This is a genomic window from Corynebacterium sp. HMSC056E09 (genome assembly GCF_001813425.1).
Taxonomy (GTDB): Bacteria; Actinomycetota; Actinomycetes; order Mycobacteriales; family Mycobacteriaceae; genus Corynebacterium; species Corynebacterium hesseae.
Genome location: NZ_KV812506.1, coordinates 1 through 21,201 on the forward strand (window position 1 = coordinate 1; position 21,201 = coordinate 21,201).

Sequence of the window (21,201 nt, forward strand, 5' to 3'; positions counted from 1 at the left end):
CCGACACCAAACAACAACAAACAACTCAATACAAACAACGAAGAGACCGTTAAAGCACCATCATTGCTTTAACGGTCTCCTTCTCGTTTTCACAACGCGGCAGGTCTGCACTTCCAGGTCTGAACAAATAGCTTTTTACTGACAGATTCATTAGGCCCCGCCTCGGCAATTGGGCCTAATCATGTTCACCTGAAAGCGCTGATAAACAAGGCTCATACCCACCCGGGTAGCTGCCTAGTTCCTAACTACTGCGAAAGGGCCACGGAAGTATGATCTACCCCACCAATGCTCGGGCGTCTCGTCCTCATACAGAATTGTAAACTGGGCACCGAGTTTTCTGGCTAAGTAGCCAACCCGGTCCGGGATTAGGGTACGGAGAAGATGTTTGAATTCCTTTTGTTTCTCGTTCCTTCAGTGCTTTATATCATTTTTCAGCGCAAGAGAATTGGGGTTTCTCAAGCTCGGGCAAATGTGGGTTGGCGATTGGGAAATTGGCAAACAGTAGTACTAGGCATCATCCTTTTCCCCGTGCTGATTGGAATAGGATACGTTGGTATCCGTCTTGTATCGACGGCTAGTCTGGCCATACCGGGGGTGGTTCTGTCTCAAGGGGTAAGCCTTGCTGTCATTTTCAGGGCTATAGGCGAGGAAGTGTTTTTCCGAGGATTTGTTGGCGGTTTACTTCTTCGATCCTGGGGGTTCTGGGGTGGTAACACGCTCCAAGCGGGAGTTTTTCTTCTGCCTCATTTGATGTTGTTGAGCTTCGATGCGCAGTTGTGGCCCATACTTCCGGTTCAGTTTCTCTGCGGGTGGATCCTGGGAGTGGTGCGATACCGCTCGGGAAGCGTCATTGAATGCGCAATATTGCACGCTGCTATTAACCTTGCAATTGGACTGCTTGCGGGATAAGCGAAGGATTGTGCGCGGGCGCTCAGGGCGGTTAGTGGCTGTCAATTCGCACCAAAGATTGGGGCGCGTGCCTATTTGTCACGTAGCAGTCCTCGTACGGCTTCGCGGACACTCTTCTGTATCCAGTTAGATTCCTAAGACGGTCTTTGCAATGAAGAAGTAGATGATCAAGCCCGTTGCATCACAGAAGGTAGAGATGAATGGGTTAGAGAAGACCGCAGGGTCCGCGCCAACAGTCTTAGCCACAATGGGCATGAGACCACCAACAGTCGCGGACATCGAACAAATGAGAAACAGCGTGGAGCCGATGACGAGGCCGATATCGAGGCCATAGATGACCGTCGCCAAGACAAGACCGGCCAGCCCCAGTACGGCGCCGAGCAACATTCCGACGCGCAATTCCCGCCACATGACTGCCAAGAGGTCGCGCGTGCGGACGTCGCCAAGCGCGAGCGCGCGGGTCACAGTAGTAGCTGCCTGGTTTCCTGTATTGCCGCCCGTGCCGGTGAGCAGAGGGATGAACAGAGACAGTACAACTGCCTTGGCCAAGGTGTCCTCGAAGGAATCGAGAACCCGCACGGTCAACAGAGCCGATACGGCGAGAACGAGCAGCCAGAGAATGCGGGAGCGGACGAGCTTGAGAAGGGGCGTCGACAAGTACGGCTGCTGGAGAGCTTCCGTACCGCCGGAACGAGCCGAGTCCTCGCTGTCCGCCTCTTCCATAATGTCGGTTGCATCATCCCAGGTAAGAAGGCCAACGAGGCGGTGTGAATCATCCACAATCGGTAGCGCCAGCATGTCGAGGGGCAAGAACCAGCGGACGGTCTCTTCGGCGTCGGCAGTCGCGTATGCATACACCGGCTCGTTCATGATGTCCTCAATGAGAATGCCGCGTTCAGCCGTGAAGAGCTCGCGCAGGCTGACGACGCCCACCAGACGCCGGTCCTTACGCGTCACAGGAACGGTATAGATGGTTTCCAGCTCATCGGCGTTGTCGCGGAGGGTGCGCAGGGCATCTTCCATGCTCATTTCCGGGTGGATATTGGGCACCTCCGGCGACATACGGCGGCCGACGGATCCCTTCGTGTACCCGAGAATCACTCCGGTCACATCGCGCTGAGTCTGAGTCAGCGAACGGAGGAGGCGATCCGCAATTTCCGCAGGAAGCTCGTCCAACAGCGCCACGCGGTCTTCGGGATCCAGCTCGTCGAAGAATTCGTAGACATCGGCGTTGCCCAACTCGTCAATGATGTCCGCTTGGTGTTTGGCATCAAGCGCATCGAAGACCGCGATAGATTTTTGACGCGGCAGCAGCCTTAACGCCAATGCGGCGCGGAGAGCATTCTGGCGCTCCACAATCGCGATGAGCTCTTGACGTGGAACGCGAGCTAAGAGCTCTTGGAGCCGAGGAGCCTTTTGGGGGTCGATGGCGTCTTCTTGCTTGAGCCACTCCTCAACAATTTCGGCGGCCTGCTCAATCGTTTCTGCCATCGGCCTTTCGCCCTTCTACTCGACGTCAACCTCCTCAGACTACGCCATGGAGCGCTGCGTAGCCTTTTCACGTATGTACTATTGCGGCATGCTTTCCCTCTACCGTGAATTCTCGGACAATGACGTCGTCAGCTCTATCCTGCGCTGCGAGGAGGCAGAGTTTCTCTTCGTTGTGGCAGATGTGCCGAAGAAGTGGGTGAGCGATGATCCCTACGCTGAGGACAAGACGCATATTCAGCTCATGAACATGCCTGGAGTCGCCTTAAAGATTTTGCCTGAGGGCGAGCTGATTACTGGTGACGTCGACGTGCGCTATCCGCAGCTCTTCCAGACAGTCGCAGGAAAGACGCTGTGGGATCCGCGCGAAGTTGCAGAGCTTGAGCCTTTCACGGTGATTCATGCTCGGGGCAGCCACCACTTCCACGAGAGGAACAAAGAACACTACGTCGATATCTGGGAGATCCTCCCAGATGCGGAAGACGAGGCAATGGAGCAGCTCCTCGCTCGGATTGCCGTTCCGGTAGAGCTCGATTCCAAGTTCGGTCCGTTGGTGCTCGATCGCAGTACGAACACGTTCGACGGTAGGGCAGAAGAGCTCGGAGTTGATTTCAGCATCTGGTACGAAGGGGAGGAGCTTCTCCTCGCGGAGAGCGCGAACCTGAGGCGAAAATTCAAGGCACCCCTCACCGTTATCAATAAGGTCCTCAGTGCTGAGTTCATCGATGAGGCCCGGCGCTTTGCCGCCAAAAAAGCTCTTCGAGCTGCGAACCGCTGGCGCCATGACGTCGCCCTGTCCGAGGGCGCAAACGTCCCGGCACCTGAGCTCACGGCCGGCGACGTATACGCCAAACTCACGCCCGTTGCCGTTGAAGTCCCCCAACGCGGACACCTCAGCGTGGAATTCGATGATGGCTATCTTTTTGGTGGGCACGCCGTGACGGTGAAGACTAAACGCAGCGGTGCACCCGCAGCCCTTGAGCTTGACGCTTAGTGCTGTTCGCGCATCCGCGTGATGACATTGTGCGCGGAAATGAGGCACATCGGTACACCAACACCCGGTACCGTCGTACCGCCCGCGTAGTACAGGTTCTTGAGTTTTCGCGAGGCATTGCGCCCGCGGAAGAAGGCGGATTGCCGCAACGTATGCGCGGGTCCCACCGCGCCACCAGCCCAGGAGTTGTAGCGCCGCGCAAAATCAGAGGGGCCGACCGTCCGGCGCACCACGATGCGCTCAGCAAAGTCGGGAATGCCAAGCCACGTGCCGAGTTGGTGAATCGCGGCATCGGCAATTGCGCCAACGCGGGGCGATTCTTCTTCGCCATAGGCGTTACCCGCGCCGAAGTTTTCCTCCGCCGGCACGGGGACCAGCACAAAGAGATTCTCGCAGCCCTCCGGCGCCACGGCAGGATCCGTCGCGGAGGTCTTCGACACGTAGATGGACTCCGACGCCCCCAGCGGGCGCGAAGCCTCCGGAGCGTGATACACCGCCCGGAAATCGGGCTCCCAATCCTTGCTGAAAAGAAGGGTGTGGTGGGCCAGCTCCGGCAGCGCGCCCCGCACGCCGAGGAAGACCAACACCGTGCCGAGGCCCGGGTCGCGTCGCGCGAAATAGCTCTCGGGATATGTCCGCGCTGACTGAGGCAGCAGAGCAGTTTCAGTATGGCGCAGGTCCGCCGCGGACACGACGGCCTCGGCGGAGATGAAGCGGCCGTCGTCCAGCCGCACGCCAGTCGCACGACCTTCTGCGCGCTCAATCGCCGTCACCGCCGTATCCATGAGGAAGGTTGCGCCTTGTGCCTGGCGCGCAATCGCCGCGACCACCGCGGCGAAACCACCTTGCGGGTAGCGCACGCCTTCGACCAAATCGGTGTGGCTCATCAAGGAGTACAGCGCCGGTGCAGCTGTTGGCTCCGTGGACAAAAACACCGCCGGGTAGGTTAGCACCTGGCGCAGGCGGTAGTCCTGAAACTGTGCTGCCACCAGCCGGTCCAAGGACCGCGTGAGAAGTAGCGCCAGCGTACCCAGCCGCGTGAGCACGTCCCGGGTTAAAAGCTGCGTGGGGTGGGAAAACGTGGTGTACAAAAAGCTGCTTAGCGCCACGGCATAGATATCAGAGGAGCGCGCTAAGTAGGCGCGCACGCGCTCGCCTGCGCCCGGCTCGATGGACTCAAAAAGCCGAACAACGTTGTCCACGCCGCTGTGAATGTCGAGGAAGGCGCCGTCGTCGTTGTAGACGCGATAGGCGGGGGAGAGGTCAACCAAGTCCAGCTCGCGCGCGGTGCTCGTCCCGCAGGCACGGAAAAACTCGTCGAAGGCTTCCGGCATGAGGTACCAGGACGGGCCCGTATCGAAGCGGAAACCGTCGACCTCCAGTTCGCCTGCGCGCCCGCCGACGCTGTGCTGCTTCTCGACGACCACCACGTCCCAACCCTCACGCAGCAACAGCGCCGCGCTGGCCAGGCCAGCGATGCCCGCGCCGATGACGACAACACGCTTGCCCATAGCTACTTCACCGCCGATGCCGCTGCCCGGCTCACCAAGAATGCCTTGCGTGCCGGCGAGACGGAGACTCGTGTCGTGAGAATATCGGCGGCGGGGGTGGCCGCGAGCTGGTCGGTGAGCTCGGTAAACAGGGCCGTCGCAGCCGCCACGCCCACCCGCGAACCACGCGGCAACTTCTCCATCGCGCCGCGCGCTACAGCCAGGTCGCGCCGAATATCAGCGATGATTGCCGTTTTCCGCTCCTCATCCAAGCTGGCCGGGTCCGGCAGGTCCGGGAAATAGGAGCGGCCCAGCTCTGCGGAATCCTCGCGCAGGTCGCGCAAGAAATTGATCTTCTGAAAGGCCGCGCCCAGGCGCCGCGCGCCTTCCTCGATTCCGGACGGGCGGGGCCCGCCGGCGTAGAAGGCGTCCAGGCACAAGAGCCCAATGACCTCCGCGGAGCCGCACACGTAATCCTCGAAGGAGTCGTGGGTGTGCGTGCGGTGCGTCAGATCGCAACGCATGGAGGAAAAGAACTGTGCAACGTGCTCATCGCTGAACCCGCAACGCCGCGCGGAAAGCGCAAAGGCATGCACGATCGGATCAGCGTGAAAACGCTGGGACGGGGCGGCGCGGACGGTGGCCTCGTAGGCGTCGAGAAGCACGGCGGCGTCCTGGGGATCGAGCCCGGCGTCGACGATTTCATCGGCGGTGCGCACCATGGCGTATAAATTGCGGATGTCCACCCGGACCCTGGGGGAAAGAAGCCGCGTGGCCAGGGAAAAACTGGTGGAGTAGTGGCGCATGATTTGAGCCGCGGCGGCTTCGGCACAGCGGTCGTAATGTTCCAGAGCGGAAAGAGATGCGCGCATGGAGCATATTTTAGACCACACGCGTCACATAACTTACCCAGGGCAGGATAGGGTAGGGACGTTACTTTCCCCATCTATAAGGAGAACACGTCCATGACAACCCCAACGATGACTGCTGCGGCTCGCGCCGTCGACCTGTTCAAACAATACGGTCAGGGAGATACCGCAGTTACCGCGTTGGACCACGTCGACGTTGAGTTCGCGCGCAATACCTTTACCGCCATCATGGGCCCTTCGGGCTCCGGCAAGTCCACGCTCATGCACACCATGGCGGGGCTCGATTCGGCGACGTCCGGCTCGGCCTTCATCGGTGACACCGACATGTCGCAGCTCAGCGACAAGGATATTACCGCCCTGCGCCGCGACCGCTTGGGCTTCATCTTCCAGTCCTTCAACCTGGTGCCCACGCTGACCGCGGCAGAGAACATCACGCTGCCCACCGATATCGCTGGCAACAAGGTAGATAAGGAATGGTTCGATGAGGTCACTTCCCGTCTGGGCCTGTCCAACCGCTTGAACCACCGCCCATCAGAGCTCTCCGGTGGCCAGCAGCAGCGCGTGGCTTGCGCGCGCGCTCTGGTTTCGCGCCCGGAAATCATCTTTGGCGATGAACCGACCGGCAACCTGGACTCCAACTCTTCCGCCGAGGTGCTCGATATTTTGCGCACCGCAGTGGATCAGGACGGCCAGACCGTCGTCATCGTGACGCACGATGCGAAGGCCGCATCCTACGCAGACCGCGTGGTCTTCCTTGCTGATGGTCGCCTGGTCAACGAGCTGAACAACCCGACCATGGAGTCCATCCACGCCGTGATGGCAGAAATCGAGGGCTAGAGCATGGCCACAAAGAACACCATGCGCACGGTGTCCGTGCGCAATATTCTCGCGCACAAGCTGCGCCTTGCCCTGACCCTACTGGCGGTGGTGCTCGGCACCGCCTTCATCTCGGGGTCCTTCATGTTCACCAAGTCTTTGTCGAACACCTTCGACTCTGCGGTGTCTACCGCATTTACCGGTGTGGATGCGGCTGTGAGCCAGAAGGAAGGCGGCCCAATCCTCGACCAGAAGATGCGCGATGACATCGCCGCCGACCCCGACGTGCGCGCAGTCAACATGCAAAGTAGCCAGACCGTCGTGGTTGCCAACAAGGATGCCGAGGCCTTTCAAACCGGTGGCGGCACCTCCAGCGTGCAGCCCTACTACCCGGAGGACCAGTCCGTCGGTGAGCCCGCCACGCTTGTCGACGGCTCCGCGCCTCACGGGACCGGTGAGGTTCTCATCAACGACTCGGCTGCGGAAGAGTTCGATATCAAGATCGGCGACAGCCTCCTCGTGGTCCACCCGGACCAGCGTGATGAGGTTAAGGTCGTGGGCGTCGTCAAGCCTGTGGTGGACCAAGGCCCCAGCCTGACGCTGCTCATGGACCACGAGGCCTTCGTCGAGCGATACGGCAATTCCGAACAGCTGAAGGTCGCTGCGGCCGAGGGAGTGAGCGCCGATGAGCTCGTGGATCACCTCAACGAGACCTTCGAGGTTAAGGCGGAATCTGGCCAGAAGCTGGCCGATGAGATTTCGGATCAGATTTCCTCTGCCCTGAAATTCGTCAACTACTTCCTCATCGCCTTCGGCCTCATCGCGCTGCTGGTGGGCACGTTCATCATCGCGAACACGTTCTCCATGATCGTGGCTCAGCGCACCAAGGAGTTCGCGCTGCTGCGCGCACTCGGTGCATCCCGCGGCCAGATTACGCGCTCGGTGGTGACGGAGGCCTTCATCGTGGGCCTCGTGGGCTCTGCCGTGGGCGTGGCAGCGGGCATGGGCCTGGTGGCGATCATTAAGGCCGTCTTCGAAGCCAAGGGCATGCCCATGGGCGGCGGCCTGGGCCTGAGCTTGAGCGCTGTGCTTGTGCCGTTGATTCTGGGCGCATTGGTCACCATCGTTTCCGCGTGGGCACCGGCGCGCCGGGCAGGCGCGGTCAAGCCCGTGGAAGCCATGCGCACCACCGAGTCCGCGGCGGGCGCTTCGCTGCTGGTGCGCAGCGTGCTGGGCGGGCTGCTGCTCGTCGTCGGCATTATTTTTGCGCTCGTGGGCGTGCTTGTCGACGCCTCCACGGGCATCCGCGCCACACTCGTGGGCCTCGGCTCGCTCAACCTCATCCTCGGCTTCTTCCTTGCGGGACCGGCCATCTCCTTGCCTATCGTTCCGGCGATCGGCCGCGTGGTTGGCGCGCCCTTTGGCGCGGTCGGCAAGCTGGCATCGACGAACTCGGCGCGCAATCCGCGCCGTACCGCGGCGACTGCGTTCGCTCTCATGCTGGGCGTGGCGCTGGTGACATCGATCGGCATGTTGGGTGCGACGATGAAGGCCTCGGTGGCCGACGCCGTCGAGCAGGACGCCCGCGCGGACTTCTTGCTGTCCGGGCCGACGTCTGGAAACTTCCCGACGCCGAACGAGACGGTGCAGCGCGCCCGCGATACCGAGGGCGTCGGACAGCTCGTGGCGATGAGCACAGCACCCCTGCAGGTGGATGGTCAGGCTTCGATGAATTATGGCCCGGAAATGATGATCAGCCAGATCATCGATGGCAACGCCGATGACATGCTCAACCTGACCTTGGTAGATGGTGCCCTGAATACGGGTGAGGAACCGGGCTTCATCGCCGACTCTGCCCTGGCTGAGAAGCAAGGTTGGGAGGTCGGCCAGAGCTATGAGCTGGCGGGGCCCGATCCCTCGCGTACCGCGCAGGTAAAACTCCTCGGCACCTATGAACCTTTCCAGATGCTTCCGGGCCTGGCCGTATCCCAATCCGCGGCAGAAGAGGTCATCGACCCCAGCAGCCTCGACGTCACGGTGGTTTCCGTGAACGCGGAAGAAGGCTATGACAAGGAGAAGCTGCGCGCCAACCTGGAGAAGTCCGTCAGGGACCTCGTTGTGGTACAGGTGCGCACCAGCGAGGAATACGCCGGCGAGGCCGCCGGAATGATTGACCAGATGCTCACGATTCTCTACGCGCTGCTGGCTTTGGCTGTGGTCATCGCTGTCCTGGGCATTGTCAATACCCTCACCCTCGGCGTGATCGAACGCCGTCAAGAGATCGGTATGCTGCGCGCGGTGGGTACTCAACGCCGCCAGATTCGCACAATGATCACGGTGGAATCGGTACAGATCGCCCTCTTCGGCGCGCTCATGGGCATCCTCATGGGATTGGGGATGGGGTGGTCCTTCATCTCCGTGCTTTCCGACGAAGGCCTCGATTCCGCGACGGTGCCGTGGATGATGCTCGCGGTCATGTTCGTGGGCTCGGGAATCGTCGGTGTGCTGGCGGCCCTGTGGCCGGCGCAGCGCGCGGCGAAGACCCCGCCGTTGGACGCTATCGCCGACTAACACAGCCTGTGGCTGCACAAGGGGCGTGGGAGGCGGGTTAGGCCAGCAGCGAGCCGACCCACGCCCCGCGCCAGGCCACGATGATTCCTAGGCCGATGGTCCAGAAGAGATAACGTGCCAAGCGCCACCAACGCTTGGCCTTTATCATTTCACCGAGTTCCTTGGCCATCGTGGACCACGTGGATAGCCCGCCGGCGAGTCCGGCCGCCAGCAGGGGTAGGAAATACTCGGGGGCGTGTGCATGCGTGGCATAGCCATAGGCCACACCGGCCACCGCCGCGCCGACGAGGTTGGCGGCAAAGGTACACGTGGGGGAGGGGAGCACACGGGTGAGCAAGTAGCGCCCGCAGCCGCCAACAAAGCCGCCGGCGAGGACCGCCAAGATGGAGAGGATCATGCGCGGCCCCGATCCTGGAGACGGTCACCCATGAGATAAGCGGCAGTACAACCGGCGACTGTCGCAACGACGTACGCCCCCGCCTGCGCTGGGCCGAAGCCGGAGGTGAGGAAGGCGAAAGCGGCAAAGCTAGTGAAGCCGCCTAAGAAACCCGTGCCCCAGAACGCTGGTGGCTTGGCATAGCCCATGACAGCACTGCCAAGAACGTTGATGAGTAGCAGCGGCAGCGCGCCACCCCCGAGAAGCGTAGTGAGGACGAAGCGAGTCAGCGCCCCGAGCGCGGTCCCGCAGCCCACAAGAAGGATCTGTGGCATAGGCACCATCCTAATTGGGATGCGAAACCAACGTGAAGCAGGCAAGCTTAGGGTGTATCCACGTCTCCAAGGAGGAACCCACCATGGCACACGAGCGCGCCGGCCAGCTAGCCCAGCCTTCCGATCTCATCGATATTGCAGAACTAGTCACCGCGTATTACACCCGCACCCCCGATGCAGATAACCCCGACCAGCAGGTCGCCTTCGGCACCTCAGGGCACCGCGGCTCCGCCTTGGACACCGCCTTCAACGAGGCTCACATCTTGGCGATTACCCAGGCCATCGTGGACTACCGCGCTGAGCAGGGGACCACGGGCGCCATTTTCATCGGCCGCGATACCCACGCTTTGTCCGAGCCCGCCATGGTCTCCGCCCTTGAGGTTCTCCTTGCTAATGGGTTGGAGGTTCGCGTGGATGACCGCGGCCGCTACACCCCGACCCCGGCCGTCTCCCACGCCATCCTGACCAACCCGGGCACCGATGGCATCGTGATCACTCCCTCCCACAATCCGCCGCGCGATGGCGGCTTCAAGTACAACCCGCCGACGGGCGGCCCAGCAGACACGGATGCCACCGACTGGATTGCAGCCAAGGCCAACGACTATCTGCGCGCCGGGTTGGAGGGCGTCAAGCGCGTGGCGGTTGACGGCGTGCTCGATGAGCGCTGCGTGAAGCACAACTACCTCGACTCCTACGTGGCTGACCTAGCCAACGTTGTGGACATGGCGGCCATTAAAGAGGCCGGTGTGCGCATCGGCGCGGACCCGATGGGCGGCGCCTCGGTGGACTACTGGGCGGCCATCGCCGAGCACTACGGGCTCAACATGACGGTGGTGAACCCAGAGGTAGACGGCACCTTCCGCTTCATGACTCTGGATACTGACGGCAAGATCCGCATGGACTGCTCCTCCCCGGACGCCATGGCTTCGTTGGTTCAGAACCGCTCCAAGTACGACTTGGCCACGGGCAACGACGCGGATTCTGATCGCCACGGCATCGTCACCCCGGATGCGGGTCTGATGAATCCGAACCACTACCTAGCGGTGGCCATTGAGTACCTGTTTAGCCACCGTCCCGAGTGGGGTGAGGCCGGGGTGGGCAAGACCTTGGTGTCTTCCTCCATGATCGATCGCGTCGTGGCCAGCCTGGGCCGTGAGCTCGTGGAGGTTCCGGTGGGCTTCAAGTGGTTTGTGCCGGGGCTTGTCGGCGGCACCCTGGGCTTCGGCGGTGAGGAATCTGCTGGTGCTTCCTTCCTGCGCTTCGATGGGACCGTGTGGTCCACCGATAAGGATGGCATCATCATGGATCTCTTGGCTGCCGAGATCTTGGCGGTCACGGGCAAGACCCCGTCTCAACGCTATGCGGAGCTGGCCGAAGAATACGGTGCGCCAGCTTATGCGCGGACCGACGCCCCAGCTACCCGCGAGCAGAAGGCCATCCTGAAGAAGCTTTCCCCGGAGCAGGTGACGGCGACTGAGCTGGCTGGGGAGAAGATCGTGGCCAAACTCACCGAGGCCCCCGGCAACGGCGCAGCGATTGGCGGCCTGAAGGTGGCGACGGAGAACGCGTGGTTCGCTGCCCGCCCTTCCGGCACGGAGGACAAGTACAAGATCTATGCCGAGAGCTTCCGTGGCGAAGAACACCTTAAGCAGGTGCAGGAAGAGGCGCAGGCGTTGGTGTCGCAGGTTCTCGAAGGCTAGGTCTGAAGGCCAGGGCTGAAGTCTGGGTCCGAAGCCAGGTCCGAGACTAGGCTAATGAATTATGACATCCGCAAAATCCATGTCGGCCGCCGATCTGATGAGCGCGCTGGTGCGTTTTGGAATGGCTGCCGTGTGGATTATCGCCGGTATTCAGAAGCTGGACGCCAGGATGGAGATGACCCAGGCCATCGAGGCCTACGGCATCTTCACCCCGGAATGGTCCGGATACTTGGCCTACCTCATCGGACCCTTGGAACTCATGGGTGGGGTGCTGTTGCTGCTGGGGTTGTTCTTGAGGGAGGCGTCGGCAGTCGCGGCGGTGGTCTTAGTCCTCTTCATGGTGGGAATCTCCCAGGCATGGGCGCGTGGGCTGGTGATCGATTGCGGTTGTTTCGGCTATGACCCCGCCGACGTGAGCCAAGGCATGAACTACGCGCTGACGCTGCTGCGTGATGCAACCTTCTTGGTCCTCACCCTTTGGACAATCTGGCGCCCGTATCGCCGTTACGCTCTCCACCCTTAACTTGTTAGGCTGTGCTCGTGATCAAAGACAAAATCAGCGCCGCCCTTGTGCTTGACGTCATTAGTGCATTCGCGCGCTTTTATATGGCCTATGTGTGGATCAAAGCGGGAGCGTCGAAGCTGTCGGATCAGCTCGCGGTATCGCAAAGCATCAAGGCCTATGAGATCTTTACACCAGAGTGGTCTCAGTATTTGTCCTACCTGATTGGCCCGTTGGAAGTGTGCGGCGGCCTGTTGCTGCTGCTGGGGCTGTTCCTGCGCCAATCGGCATGGGTGGGACAGATTGTCCTCGTTCTATTCATGATTGGCATTGCGCAAGCGTGGATGCGAGGGCTCGGGATTGACTGCGGTTGTTTCTCCGTTAGCCCTGATGAAGACGCGCAGGTGATGAACTACATGATGACACTGCTGCGTGATGTCTTCTATTCTGTGTTAATGGTGTGGACAATCAAGCGTCCCTTCACCAAGTTTGCATTGCACCCTTAACAGCGGTGTGTAGGATTTCGGTTCGTTCCATTTACGTCATACAAGACAAGGTTTCTCAATGAGTACAGTTAAAGACCCCACCGCCAATAACAACAGCGGATTCCTGTGGGGCATCGGTGTTCTGCTGGTGATTATTGCCGTCGTGCTCGGCTTTATCTTCTACCAAAACCGTGGTGCCAGCGTTGAGGGCTTGGAAGGCTACACCAAGCAGGACGTCAATATGGAGATGTCCTTTGCTGATAACGCCGTGACCCTCAAGGCTACCGACGCCAAGGATGCGCCGGAGGTCGAGCTGTACGAGGACTACTCTTGCCCTCACTGCTCTGATCTGGCCAAGCAGACCGATGATCAGATGAAGGAAAAGATTGAACAGGGCAAGCTCATCGTTAAGGTGCGCACCCTCAACTTCCTGGATGGCAGCCCGAATGGCATCGAGAGCATCAAGTCCAACGAGGGACACTCCTCCAAGGCCGCGGCTGCGATGGAGCAGGTGGCCAAGTCCGGTGACGTACAGCTCTACTGGAACCTGCGTAAGTACCTCATGGATGAGCAGTCCAAGGTGTACAACAAGTGGGAGATGAAGGACTTCGCGCAGGCCGCTAAGTCCTTGGGCGCGGATAAGGACACCGTCAAAGCCATCGAGGATGCACCGGTGGGCAAGGGCAACGCCCTAGTAACCGCGAACTACGAGAAGCTGGAAGCCGACACCGGCAGCGTGTCCTCGCCGCGCATCATCAAGGACGGCAAGGACATTCCGGAGGATGACAAGACCTCCATCATGGAGTGGGTCGACCTCGTCGCCGCTAAGTAGGGGCGTGCAAATACCGCACCTAAACTCGCGATTTGGTGAGTGAAAACGGAGGCGATATATTGATACGAGTTGCAATCACAAAGGTTGCACCTCGTATAAGGGGCTATGGCGCAGTTGGTAGCGCACCACACTGGCAGTGTGGGGGTCACGGGTTCGAATCCCGTTAGCTCCACTTCATAATTCAATACAGCTCTGGGGCTATGGCGCAGTTGGTAGCGCACCACACTGGCAGTGTGGGGGTCACGGGTTCGAATCCCGTTAGCTCCACTTTCGGCCGTCTCCTTGAATGGGGGCGGCCTTTTCCTATGCTGGGGCCATGGATGTATTCACCAAGACCGTGTCCCGTCCTGATCAAGCTGGCGCCGAGGCTGCTGGGTTGAGATGGCTTGCGCAGGCGCTTGCCGCCGTCGTCGTGGACGTCACCGAAGTCACCTCTACTTCTCTTAGCACGCGGCGGGTGGAGCAGGCGCGGCCGAGCGCTCCTGCTGCCCGCGCCTTTGGCGCTGCGCTGCGCACGGTCCATGAAGCGGGAGCGCCCGCCTTCGGCGCGCCACCGGCGGGCTGGGAGGGCGCGAACTTCATTGGACGCGTGGAGCAACCCTGCGAACCATGCGAATCCTGGGGCGAGTTCTACGCTGAGCAGCGAGTGCTGCCTTTCGTGGATGGACTGCCTCAGGGATTGCAGGGGATTGTCCGACAAGCATGTGAGGCCATAAAAGCCACTGACTGGGACGTGAAACCGGCTCGCATTCACGGTGACCTGTGGGCAGGCAACGTACTGTTTACTGACGCTTCGGCCGTGATGATCGACCCAGCTGCACACGGCGGTCACCCGTGGACGGACCTCGCCATGCTCGAACTGTTTGGCACGCCGTTCTACGAGGAAATCCTCCGCGGGTACGGGGCGCCCAAGGAATACGAGAAGTGGGTGCCCATGCATCAGCTGCACCCGCTGGCGGTGCATTCCTTAACACATGGGCCCGCGTATTACGGCCCGCTCGAACAAGCAGCGGAGGCCACGCTCGACGCGTTGCGTTAGCGCGATTCCATTGCTTAAGAGCGCCCTGCAACCGGCAGAAGATTATTGCGGCCCAGGCGGCATGGTGCGCTTGTGGGCGCCGCGGCGCCACAAGGTCTCGATGCGCGATTGGGCGGCGGCAGGCACGTCCTTGCCCTCGAGGTAGTCATCGATGTGGGAGTAGGTGACGCCGAGCGCTTCTTCGTCAGAGAGTAGGGGGCGGTCATCCTCTAGATCTGCGGTGGGAACCTTCTTCCACGTAGATTCTGGTGCGCCGAGATGCTTCAGAAGCTGAGCACCCTGGCGCTTGTTAAGCCCGGCGAGGGGCAGGACGTCGGCAGCGCCGTCGCCCCACTTGGTAAAGAAGGCGGTGACGTTTTCGGCGGCGTGGTCTGTACCGATGACCAGCGCGCCGACTTCGCCGGCCAGCGCGTACTGCGCGGCCATGCGCAGGCGGGCCTTGAGGTTGCCTCGATTGAAGTCCCCCAGGGAGTCCTGGTGTAGGGCGTTGGCCACGGCGCCGTCGAGAGCCGCGGTGGCCTCGGCGATGTTGACGGTGAGGCAGTGGTCGGGCTCGATAAAGTCGAGGGCGATCTGTGCGTCATCCTCGTCGGCCTGTACGCCGTGGGGAAGGCGCACGGCCCAGAAGTCCGCGCCATCGACGCGGGCCACCGCCAGCTGTGCCAAGCGCCCAGCCAGGGTGGAGTCCTGGCCGCCAGAGATGCCCAGGACAAAGCCCTTCGCGCCGGTTGTGCGTAGGTAGTCCACCAAAAAGGCGACGCGGCGCTCAACCTCTTCTGCCGGATCGATACTGGGTTTTACGCCGAGGGCCCCGATGATGTCGTGCTGGAGGTCTATGGATTCATGTGACATGACGCCAATGGTAGCCGCCTGCGACAATAGGAACCCGTGAACAAAGATACGTACGTCATGATGGTCGCAGGCGTCGCCGCCCTGGGTGGCCTGCTCTTTGGATATGACACCGGAGTGATGTCCGGCGCCCTCCTCTTCGTTGGGCCGGAATTTGGCATGTCCGCCCACGAGGAGGGGCTGGTGACCTCGATGCTTTTGGTTGGCGCGGCAGCCGGCGCGCTGGTCGCTGGGCGTGTGGCGAGCATGATCGGGCGGCGTCGCACTCTCATCGCCGGTGGGCTCATCTTTGTGGCTGGTTCCGTGTGGTGCGCGCTTTCAAGCTCGGCCGCTGAACTCGCTGCCGCCCGCGCATTCCTCGGCGTGGCAGTGGGTGCGGTGTCGATCGTCTCCCCGATGTATATCTCTGAAATCACCCCGGCGGCTGTGCGGGGCCGGATGGTCTCCCTCAATACGCTCATGATCGTCGTGGGGCAGCTGCTGGCGTATGGCGTGAACTCGCTATTGGCTGAAAGCGGCAGCTGGCATTGGATGCTGGGGCTGGCCGCGGTCCCGGGCGCGGCGCTGGCGCTCGGCATGGTCTTCCTGCCCGATACCCCGGCATGGCTCGCGGCACAAGGGCGACCGCGTGAAGCTGCCGCGGTCAGCGCTCGGGTCGGCGCGCAGGGAGCGGAGTTGGAGCTTAGTCCACGTCCGAGCACGGGTGAATGGCGAGCTTTGCGACGCCACCGTTGGATGCGCTGGGCCATCGCGCTTGCCATGCTCATGGGGGTGACTCAGCAGATTACGGGTGTGAACGCCATTGTGTACTTCGCGCCCACGATGATGAACCAGGTGGGTATCTCCACTACTAACTCGGTATATACGTCGATGGTGATCGGTGCGGTATCCGTCGTAGCGTGCCTCGTGGGCATGCGCGTGATTGACCGGCTGGGACGCCGCCGGCTGCTGTTGGCGGGCCTAGGCGGCAACGTGGTCTCACTCGTGGTCCTCGCGGTGGCCTATCACTTCGCCCATGACTCCATTCCGCTGGCCATGCTGTCGTTGGCGTGCATGGCGGCGTTCATTGCCTTTCAGCAGGCGGCAGTCTCCCCGGCCACGTGGTTGCTCATGTCAGAAATCGTGCCGCCAGAGGTCCGCGGCGTGGGCATGGGAATTGCTGGGCTGGCACTGTGGGTGAGTAACTGGGCGGTGGCGCAGTTCTTCTTGCCGGTGGTCGAGTGGCTCGGCGGCTCGCTGGCCTTTGGAATCTTCGCGGTCTTAGGCCTCGTCGCGGTGGGATATACCCGCGCACTCGTTCCGGAAACGGCGGGGGAGAGCCTCGAGGATGTTGCCGAGCAGCTGCGCTCCCGCTACTCCGAAAGCTGAGTGTTTTGGTAATGACGCGCGTGTGGGGTAACATTTTTCCTCGTGTCATTGCTGGGTGTCTTCCCAGCTATGCTTTGAACTAATCAATCGCATCAAGATTGCGCATAACGAAAGGAGCGCCCGATGAAGGTTCGCAAGTCGCTTCGGTCGCTGAAGAAGAAGCCGGGCGCCCAGGTTATTCGCCGCCACGGTAAGGTCTTCGTGATCAACAAGAAGGATCCGCGCTTCAAGGCTCGCCAGGGCTAAGAAACGAGTTTCCTCGTCTCCGCCCTCCCCGCTTTGTGGGGAGGGCGGATTTTTTATGCCCATGTGCCTGGACAGATGCGATTTAATGAATATAATTATCGGGCGGACTTTAGCAGGGGTCCGAAAGATAGTTGAAAGAAAGAAGAATAATGAAGAAGCGTCTCGCGGCGGCGGTGTGTGCTGCTGCAGTTGGGTTCACTGTTCCGGTAGCTCATGCTGTGGACTTTGAGTTTGAAAGCTTGGTGGATCCCTCGCTGGGAATCAATGATCCCTCGTGCGAGCCGAGCGGCGAGGTGCGTGAGCCGGTGGTGCTTCTCCACGGCACGTCGGACAATTCCTCGACGTGGAACGAACTGATCCCGGTCCTGCAGGAGGAAGGGATGTGCGTGTGGGCCTTTGACTACGGCGCGGACGACGTGACGCTGCAGAATGCGAATCCTCGTGCCAAGGCGATTGCGGACTTGGATGAGTCTGCGCGCGAAATTGCAGGGCAGATTGATTACGTGCGCGAGGTGACCGGAAGCGACAAGGTTAATCTGGTGGGTCACTCGCAGGGTGGGCTGCACATCAAGACCTACACGCAGATGTACGGTTCGGCTGAGCACGTTTCCCACGCTGTGGCCATTGGTGGCAACCTCCATGGCACAACCCTTAACGGGATGGGCGAGGTTCTGGCCAAGATGATTGCGGCGATGCCACACTTTGCTCGGTTCTTGGCGAGCTCTGCAGGCATCCAGCAAGTTGTCGGCTCCGAGTTCATGGAGAACCTCAACGCGCTGCCTGATACGGCGCCGGGGCCGCTCTATACCTCGATCTATTCGCCTGCCGACGTCACGGTGACCCCGAACTCTTCCTCCATGCTTACACCTGTCGACGGTGCCGACGTGGTCAACATCGATCTAGGGGAGCTGTGCGGAGCGGAGCCGCTGCATCCGGACCTGCCGCGGGATCCCATGACGATGAGCCAGGTCCTCTTTGGTCTGACCCGCGAGGCGGGGCAAGGGGCTGATTCTGGAACCTGTGTCGAGCCAATGCTTGATTAGATTTCATTGGCAATAAAGGGGCCGGTATCGAGGGCGTGGCCTAGAGCCGTGCCCTTTTGTGGACTTTGTCACAAACTAAGTGAATCTTCGGTAAACGTGCAGGGAATATCAACGGTGTAGTTACCGCCGTGGGGACGGGCGGAGTGATGGGGTGTCAACATGTGGGGTCGGGCCAAGTTACATCCTGGGAATACCAGGCATGTAACTACTACATGTAGTGCTAGTTGCGGGGTGCGGGCACAAAGTATAGTGTCGTTGATGTTGCTTGAACGGCGGTCCGATATCGCTGTTCAGAGCCTGTAGGCAGAGCCGTTGAACGCTCTGCCAGTATCGAATTCAACAGTCACTCCGCGTGTAGCGCCGAAGGAAGCCAAAGGAACGTCACATGAGCATCACTGTCTACACTAAGCCCGCTTGCGTCCAGTGCAACGCCACCAAGAAGGCTCTCGACCGTGCTGGTCTCGAGTACGAGTTGGTGGATATCTCCCTCGATGATGATGCCCGCGACTACGTCATGGCCCTCGGATACGTCCAAGCGCCGGTCGTGGAAGCGCACGGCGAGCACTGGTCCGGCTTCCGCCCGGATCGCATCAAGGCCCTCACTGCGATGGTGGCGAGCGCCTAGGTTAACGCCATGTTGGTCGTGTATTTCTCTTCCGCTACGGAAAACACCCACCGCTTCGTCGAGAAGCTCGGCCTTCCCAGCGCCCGCATCCCGCTGCGCCTTAATGACGAGCCCCTCACCGTGAATGAACCTTATGTCTTGGTGTGCCCGACATACGGGGGAGGGGCGTCGGTAAGCGGGCAGAACACGCGGCCTGTACCCAAACAAGTCATTCGTTTCCTGAATGATGAACACAACCGCAGCTTCATTCGCGCCGTTGTAGCCGGAGGAAACAGCAACTTCGGCAGTGACTTTGGCAAGGCGGGTGACGTTATCGCCGCCAAGTGTAAGGTTCCTTATGTGTATCGCTTCGAGCTTCTCGGAACCGAGGAAGATGTCACAATTTGCCGTGAAGGCCTCCTGGCCAACGCGGCCGCTTTAGGTTTGGCTGCCTAAAGCCTCATCCGTACTATTTCGTCTCTCCATTTCGCCATAGCAAAGAAAGGCCCGTGAACGTCGTGACCACGCAACTGGGTAAGACCGTCGCCGAACCTGTGAAGCCGGCCGAGCAACTGGATTATCATGCACTTAACGCGCTGCTGAACTTGTATGACGAGAACGGCAAGATTCAGTTCGACAAGGACCGCGAGGCCGCGAACCAATTCTTCCTCCAGCACGTCAACCAGAACACTGTCTACTTCCACGACTTGGAAGAGAAGATGCGCTACCTGGTGGAAAACAAGTACTACGAGCCGGAGCTGATCGAGCAGTACGACTTCGATTTCATCAAGTCCCTGTTCAAGCGCGCCTATGCCTTTAAGTTCCGTTTTAAGACCTTCCTTGGCGCCTACAAGTACTACACGTCGTACACCCTGAAGACCTTCGACGGCCGCCGCTACCTCGAGCGCTTCGAAGACCGTGTGTCCATGACCGCACTCTTCTTGGCGGATGGTGACACGGAGGTGGCTGAACACCTCGTGGATGAAATCATGACCGGTCGCTTCCAGCCGGCTACCCCGACCTTCCTTAACGCCGGCAAGGCTCAGCGTGGCGAGCTGGTGTCCTGCTTCCTGTTGCGCATCGAGGACAACATGGAGTCGATTGGGCGCTCTATTAACTCCGCTCTGCAGCTGTCCAAGCGCGGCGGCGGCGTGGCCCTGTTGCTGTCCAACATCCGTGAATCCGGTGCGCCCATCAAGCATATTGAGAACCAGTCTTCCGGCGTCATCCCCGTGATGAAGCTGTTGGAGGATTCCTTCTCCTATGCCAACCAGCTGGGCGCTCGCCAGGGCGCTGGTGCGGTGTACCTCAACGCGCATCACCCGGACATTATGAGCTTCCTTGACACCAAGCGTGAGAATGCGGACGAGAAGATCCGTATCAAGACCCTTTCGCTTGGCATCGTGATCCCCGACATCACCTTCGAGCTGGCAAAGCGTAACGATGACATGTACCTGTTCAGCCCGTACGATGTCGAGCGCGTCTACGGCAAGGCCTTCGGCGATATTTCCATCACCGAGCACTACGAAGAGATGGTCGAGGATCCGCGTATCCGCAAGAAGAAGATCAACGCTCGCCACTTCTTCCAGACCGTCGCGGAGCTGCAGTTCGAGTCCGGTTACCCCTACATCATGTTCGAGGACACCGTGAACCGCGCCAACCCGGTCAAGACTGGGCGCATCAACATGTCGAACCTGTGCTCCGAGATTCTGCAGGTGAACGCCCCGTCAGAGCTCAACGACGACCTCACCTACAAGGCCCTGGGTAGCGATATTTCCTGCAACCTTGGCTCCCTCAATATCGCGGCTACCATGGATTCCCCGGACTTCGCCTTGACAGTGGAAACCGCTATCCGTGGCTTGACGGCTGTGTCGGACAAGACCTCTATCGACTCCGTTCCCTCCGTGCGCAAGGGCAACGATGATTCCCACGCGATTGGCCTGGGGCAGATGAACCTGCACGGTTACCTTGGCCGCGAGCACATTGAGTACGGCTCCGATGAAGGCTTGGACTTCACCAACGCTTACTTCGCCGCCATCATGTACGCCGCGTTGCGTGCGTCCAACAAGCTGGCCCGCGAGCGTGGCGAGTACTTCACCGAGTTCCCCGAGTCTGACTATGCCAGCGGTGAGTTCTTCGACCGTTATGATCCGGCTGACTTTGCTCCGCGCACGGAAAAGGTCAAGGAGCTCTTCGCTAAGTCCTCGATTCACACCCCGTCGGCGGAGGAGTGGGCTGCGCTGAAGGCGGACGTCGCCAAGCACGGCATCTACAACCGCAACCTGCAGGCAGTGCCGCCGACCGGATCGATTTCGTACATCAACAACTCGACGTCCTCGATTCACCCGATCGCCTCCAAGATTGAAATCCGCAAGGAAGGCAAGATTGGCCGCGTCTACTATCCGGCGCCGCACATGGACAACGACAACCTGGAGTACTTCAAGGACTCCTATGAGATCGGCTACGAGAAGATCATCGACACCTACGCCGAGGCCACGAAGTACGTTGACCAAGGTCTGTCGCTGACGCTGTTCTTCAAGGACACCGCCACTACCCGCGATATCAACCGCGCCCAGATCTACGCATGGCGAAAGGGTATTAAGACCCTCTACTACATCCGCCTGCGCCAGATGGCTCTGGAGGGAACCGAGGTTGAGGGCTGCGTTTCCTGCATGCTCTAGTTCT

The 21,201-nt window shown here is 60.4% G+C and carries 21 protein-coding genes and 2 tRNA genes; 17 read left to right on the top strand and 6 right to left on the bottom strand.

Going from position 1 to position 21,201, the window contains the following annotated elements; translation table 11 throughout:
- Window positions 1–381 precede the first annotated feature (381 nt).
- Window positions 382–909, top strand: a complete 528-nt coding sequence (locus tag HMPREF2912_RS07320) for a CPBP family intramembrane glutamic endopeptidase (protein WP_070683743.1) — start codon at window positions 382–384, stop codon at window positions 907–909.
- Between the two features lie 126 nt (window positions 910–1,035).
- Here the strand turns inward: HMPREF2912_RS07320 and mgtE are convergent, their stop codons facing one another.
- Complete coding sequence (gene mgtE, locus HMPREF2912_RS07325; RefSeq protein ID WP_070683745.1) at window positions 1,036–2,400, bottom strand: magnesium transporter; 1,365 nt, start codon at window positions 2,398–2,400, stop codon at window positions 1,036–1,038.
- Window positions 2,401–2,488: 88 nt separating this feature from the next.
- On the opposite strand from mgtE, the gene HMPREF2912_RS07330 reads away from it, so the two are divergent.
- Window positions 2,489–3,391, top strand: a complete 903-nt coding sequence (locus HMPREF2912_RS07330) for a DUF2262 domain-containing protein (RefSeq protein ID WP_232755608.1) — start codon at window positions 2,489–2,491, stop codon at window positions 3,389–3,391.
- Here the strand turns inward: HMPREF2912_RS07330 and crtI are convergent.
- Both crtI and HMPREF2912_RS07340 read right to left on the bottom strand, forming a co-directional pair.
- On the bottom strand, window positions 3,388–4,902 hold the full coding sequence (crtI, locus tag HMPREF2912_RS07335) for a phytoene desaturase family protein (RefSeq protein WP_070683747.1): 1,515 nt from the start codon (window positions 4,900–4,902) through the stop codon (window positions 3,388–3,390). The genes HMPREF2912_RS07330 and crtI overlap by 4 nt on opposite strands.
- Before the next feature lie 2 nt (window positions 4,903–4,904).
- Entirely contained in the window at window positions 4,905–5,753 is an 849-nt protein-coding gene (locus tag HMPREF2912_RS07340) for a phytoene/squalene synthase family protein (RefSeq protein ID WP_070561768.1), read from the bottom strand.
- Between the two features lie 93 nt (window positions 5,754–5,846).
- Between HMPREF2912_RS07340 and HMPREF2912_RS07345 the strand changes: the two genes are divergently transcribed.
- Window positions 5,847–6,587: an ABC transporter ATP-binding protein gene (locus HMPREF2912_RS07345; protein WP_070530082.1), complete on the top strand. Its 741-nt coding sequence runs from the start codon at window positions 5,847–5,849 to the stop codon at window positions 6,585–6,587.
- A gap of 3 nt (window positions 6,588–6,590) precedes the next feature.
- Window positions 6,591–9,137, top strand: coding sequence for an ABC transporter permease (locus tag HMPREF2912_RS07350; protein WP_070683749.1), 2,547 nt, complete (start codon window positions 6,591–6,593; stop codon window positions 9,135–9,137).
- 37 nt (window positions 9,138–9,174) lie between these two features.
- On the opposite strand, the gene HMPREF2912_RS07355 is transcribed toward HMPREF2912_RS07350, so the two are convergent.
- Together HMPREF2912_RS07355 and HMPREF2912_RS07360 are read right to left on the bottom strand one after the other, a co-directional pair.
- Entirely contained in the window at window positions 9,175–9,534 is a 360-nt protein-coding gene (locus HMPREF2912_RS07355) for a fluoride efflux transporter FluC (protein ID WP_070522464.1), read from the bottom strand.
- Window positions 9,531–9,848, bottom strand: coding sequence for a fluoride efflux transporter family protein (locus tag HMPREF2912_RS07360; protein WP_070530075.1), 318 nt, complete (start codon window positions 9,846–9,848; stop codon window positions 9,531–9,533). Before HMPREF2912_RS07360 ends, HMPREF2912_RS07355 begins: the two co-directional genes overlap by 4 nt.
- Before the next feature lie 83 nt (window positions 9,849–9,931).
- Here HMPREF2912_RS07360 and pgm point away from each other — a divergent pair, with 83 nt between their 5' ends.
- The 7 genes from pgm to HMPREF2912_RS07395 all read left to right on the top strand — a co-directional run bounded on the left by pgm (window position 9,932) and on the right by HMPREF2912_RS07395 (window position 14,406).
- A complete protein-coding gene (pgm, locus tag HMPREF2912_RS07365; protein WP_070522455.1) occupies window positions 9,932–11,548 on the top strand; it encodes a phosphoglucomutase (alpha-D-glucose-1,6-bisphosphate-dependent) in 1,617 nt (538 codons plus the stop codon).
- Window positions 11,549–11,609: 61 nt separating this feature from the next.
- On the top strand, window positions 11,610–12,071 hold the full coding sequence (locus tag HMPREF2912_RS07370) for a MauE/DoxX family redox-associated membrane protein (protein WP_070522452.1): 462 nt from the start codon (window positions 11,610–11,612) through the stop codon (window positions 12,069–12,071).
- A 17-nt stretch (window positions 12,072–12,088) separates the two neighbouring features.
- Window positions 12,089–12,556 (top strand): MauE/DoxX family redox-associated membrane protein, encoded by a 468-nt coding sequence (locus HMPREF2912_RS07375; protein ID WP_070522450.1) that lies wholly within the window; start codon window positions 12,089–12,091, stop codon window positions 12,554–12,556.
- A gap of 58 nt (window positions 12,557–12,614) precedes the next feature.
- Window positions 12,615–13,367 (top strand): DsbA family protein, encoded by a 753-nt coding sequence (locus HMPREF2912_RS07380; RefSeq protein ID WP_070522447.1) that lies wholly within the window; start codon window positions 12,615–12,617, stop codon window positions 13,365–13,367.
- 99 nt (window positions 13,368–13,466) lie between these two features.
- Window positions 13,467–13,539 (top strand) — tRNA-Ala (locus HMPREF2912_RS07385).
- A 22-nt stretch (window positions 13,540–13,561) separates the two neighbouring features.
- Window positions 13,562–13,634: transfer RNA gene (locus HMPREF2912_RS07390), tRNA-Ala, on the top strand.
- Between the two features lie 49 nt (window positions 13,635–13,683).
- Window positions 13,684–14,406, top strand: coding sequence for a fructosamine kinase family protein (locus HMPREF2912_RS07395; RefSeq protein ID WP_083304481.1), 723 nt, complete (start codon window positions 13,684–13,686; stop codon window positions 14,404–14,406).
- 42 nt (window positions 14,407–14,448) lie between these two features.
- Here the strand turns inward: HMPREF2912_RS07395 and nadE are convergent, their stop codons facing one another.
- Window positions 14,449–15,258: an ammonia-dependent NAD(+) synthetase gene (nadE, locus tag HMPREF2912_RS07400; RefSeq protein ID WP_209167934.1), complete on the bottom strand. Its 810-nt coding sequence runs from the start codon at window positions 15,256–15,258 to the stop codon at window positions 14,449–14,451.
- A 36-nt stretch (window positions 15,259–15,294) separates the two neighbouring features.
- Between nadE and HMPREF2912_RS07405 the strand changes: the two genes are divergently transcribed.
- The 6 genes from HMPREF2912_RS07405 (at window position 15,295) to nrdE (ending at window position 21,197) form a co-directional block, all read left to right on the top strand.
- Entirely contained in the window at window positions 15,295–16,623 is a 1,329-nt protein-coding gene (locus tag HMPREF2912_RS07405) for a sugar porter family MFS transporter (protein WP_070522440.1), read from the top strand.
- A gap of 123 nt (window positions 16,624–16,746) precedes the next feature.
- Window positions 16,747–16,869: a type B 50S ribosomal protein L36 gene (ykgO, locus tag HMPREF2912_RS07410; protein WP_003847162.1), complete on the top strand. Its 123-nt coding sequence runs from the start codon at window positions 16,747–16,749 to the stop codon at window positions 16,867–16,869.
- Between the two features lie 149 nt (window positions 16,870–17,018).
- Entirely contained in the window at window positions 17,019–17,912 is an 894-nt protein-coding gene (locus HMPREF2912_RS07415) for an esterase/lipase family protein (protein ID WP_070522437.1), read from the top strand.
- Window positions 17,913–18,297: 385 nt separating this feature from the next.
- On the top strand, window positions 18,298–18,537 hold the full coding sequence (gene nrdH, locus HMPREF2912_RS07420) for a glutaredoxin-like protein NrdH (RefSeq protein ID WP_070522434.1): 240 nt from the start codon (window positions 18,298–18,300) through the stop codon (window positions 18,535–18,537).
- 9 nt (window positions 18,538–18,546) lie between these two features.
- Entirely contained in the window at window positions 18,547–18,972 is a 426-nt protein-coding gene (nrdI, locus tag HMPREF2912_RS07425; RefSeq protein WP_070522431.1) for a class Ib ribonucleoside-diphosphate reductase assembly flavoprotein NrdI, read from the top strand.
- Window positions 18,973–19,034: 62 nt separating this feature from the next.
- Window positions 19,035–21,197, top strand: a complete 2,163-nt coding sequence (gene nrdE / locus HMPREF2912_RS07430) for a class 1b ribonucleoside-diphosphate reductase subunit alpha (protein ID WP_070683788.1) — start codon at window positions 19,035–19,037, stop codon at window positions 21,195–21,197.
- The last annotated feature ends 4 nt before the right edge of the window (window positions 21,198–21,201 follow it).

Bases quoted from the DNA above. Each gene is read 5' to 3' on its own strand.
- HMPREF2912_RS07320 (WP_070683743.1), top strand. From the start codon at position 382: ATGTTTGAATTCCTTTTGTTTCTCGTTCCTTCAGTGCTTTATATCATT.
- mgtE (WP_070683745.1), bottom strand. From the start codon at position 2,400: ATGGCAGAAACGATTGAGCAGGCCGCCGAAATTGTTGAGGAGTGGCTC.
- HMPREF2912_RS07330 (WP_232755608.1), top strand. From the start codon at position 2,489: ATGCTTTCCCTCTACCGTGAATTCTCGGACAATGACGTCGTCAGCTCT.
- crtI (WP_070683747.1), bottom strand. From the start codon at position 4,902: ATGGGCAAGCGTGTTGTCGTCATCGGCGCGGGCATCGCTGGCCTGGCC.
- HMPREF2912_RS07340 (WP_070561768.1), bottom strand. From the start codon at position 5,753: ATGCGCGCATCTCTTTCCGCTCTGGAACATTACGACCGCTGTGCCGAA.
- HMPREF2912_RS07345 (WP_070530082.1), top strand. From the start codon at position 5,847: ATGACAACCCCAACGATGACTGCTGCGGCTCGCGCCGTCGACCTGTTC.
- HMPREF2912_RS07350 (WP_070683749.1), top strand. From the start codon at position 6,591: ATGGCCACAAAGAACACCATGCGCACGGTGTCCGTGCGCAATATTCTC.
- HMPREF2912_RS07355 (WP_070522464.1), bottom strand. From the start codon at position 9,534: ATGATCCTCTCCATCTTGGCGGTCCTCGCCGGCGGCTTTGTTGGCGGC.
- HMPREF2912_RS07360 (WP_070530075.1), bottom strand. From the start codon at position 9,848: ATGCCACAGATCCTTCTTGTGGGCTGCGGGACCGCGCTCGGGGCGCTG.
- pgm (WP_070522455.1), top strand. From the start codon at position 9,932: ATGGCACACGAGCGCGCCGGCCAGCTAGCCCAGCCTTCCGATCTCATC.
- HMPREF2912_RS07370 (WP_070522452.1), top strand. From the start codon at position 11,610: ATGACATCCGCAAAATCCATGTCGGCCGCCGATCTGATGAGCGCGCTG.
- HMPREF2912_RS07380 (WP_070522447.1), top strand. From the start codon at position 12,615: ATGAGTACAGTTAAAGACCCCACCGCCAATAACAACAGCGGATTCCTG.
- HMPREF2912_RS07395 (WP_083304481.1), top strand. From the start codon at position 13,684: ATGGATGTATTCACCAAGACCGTGTCCCGTCCTGATCAAGCTGGCGCC.
- nadE (WP_209167934.1), bottom strand. From the start codon at position 15,258: ATGTCACATGAATCCATAGACCTCCAGCACGACATCATCGGGGCCCTC.
- ykgO (WP_003847162.1), top strand. From the start codon at position 16,747: ATGAAGGTTCGCAAGTCGCTTCGGTCGCTGAAGAAGAAGCCGGGCGCC.
- HMPREF2912_RS07415 (WP_070522437.1), top strand. From the start codon at position 17,019: ATGAAGAAGCGTCTCGCGGCGGCGGTGTGTGCTGCTGCAGTTGGGTTC.
- nrdH (WP_070522434.1), top strand. From the start codon at position 18,298: ATGAGCATCACTGTCTACACTAAGCCCGCTTGCGTCCAGTGCAACGCC.
- nrdI (WP_070522431.1), top strand. From the start codon at position 18,547: ATGTTGGTCGTGTATTTCTCTTCCGCTACGGAAAACACCCACCGCTTC.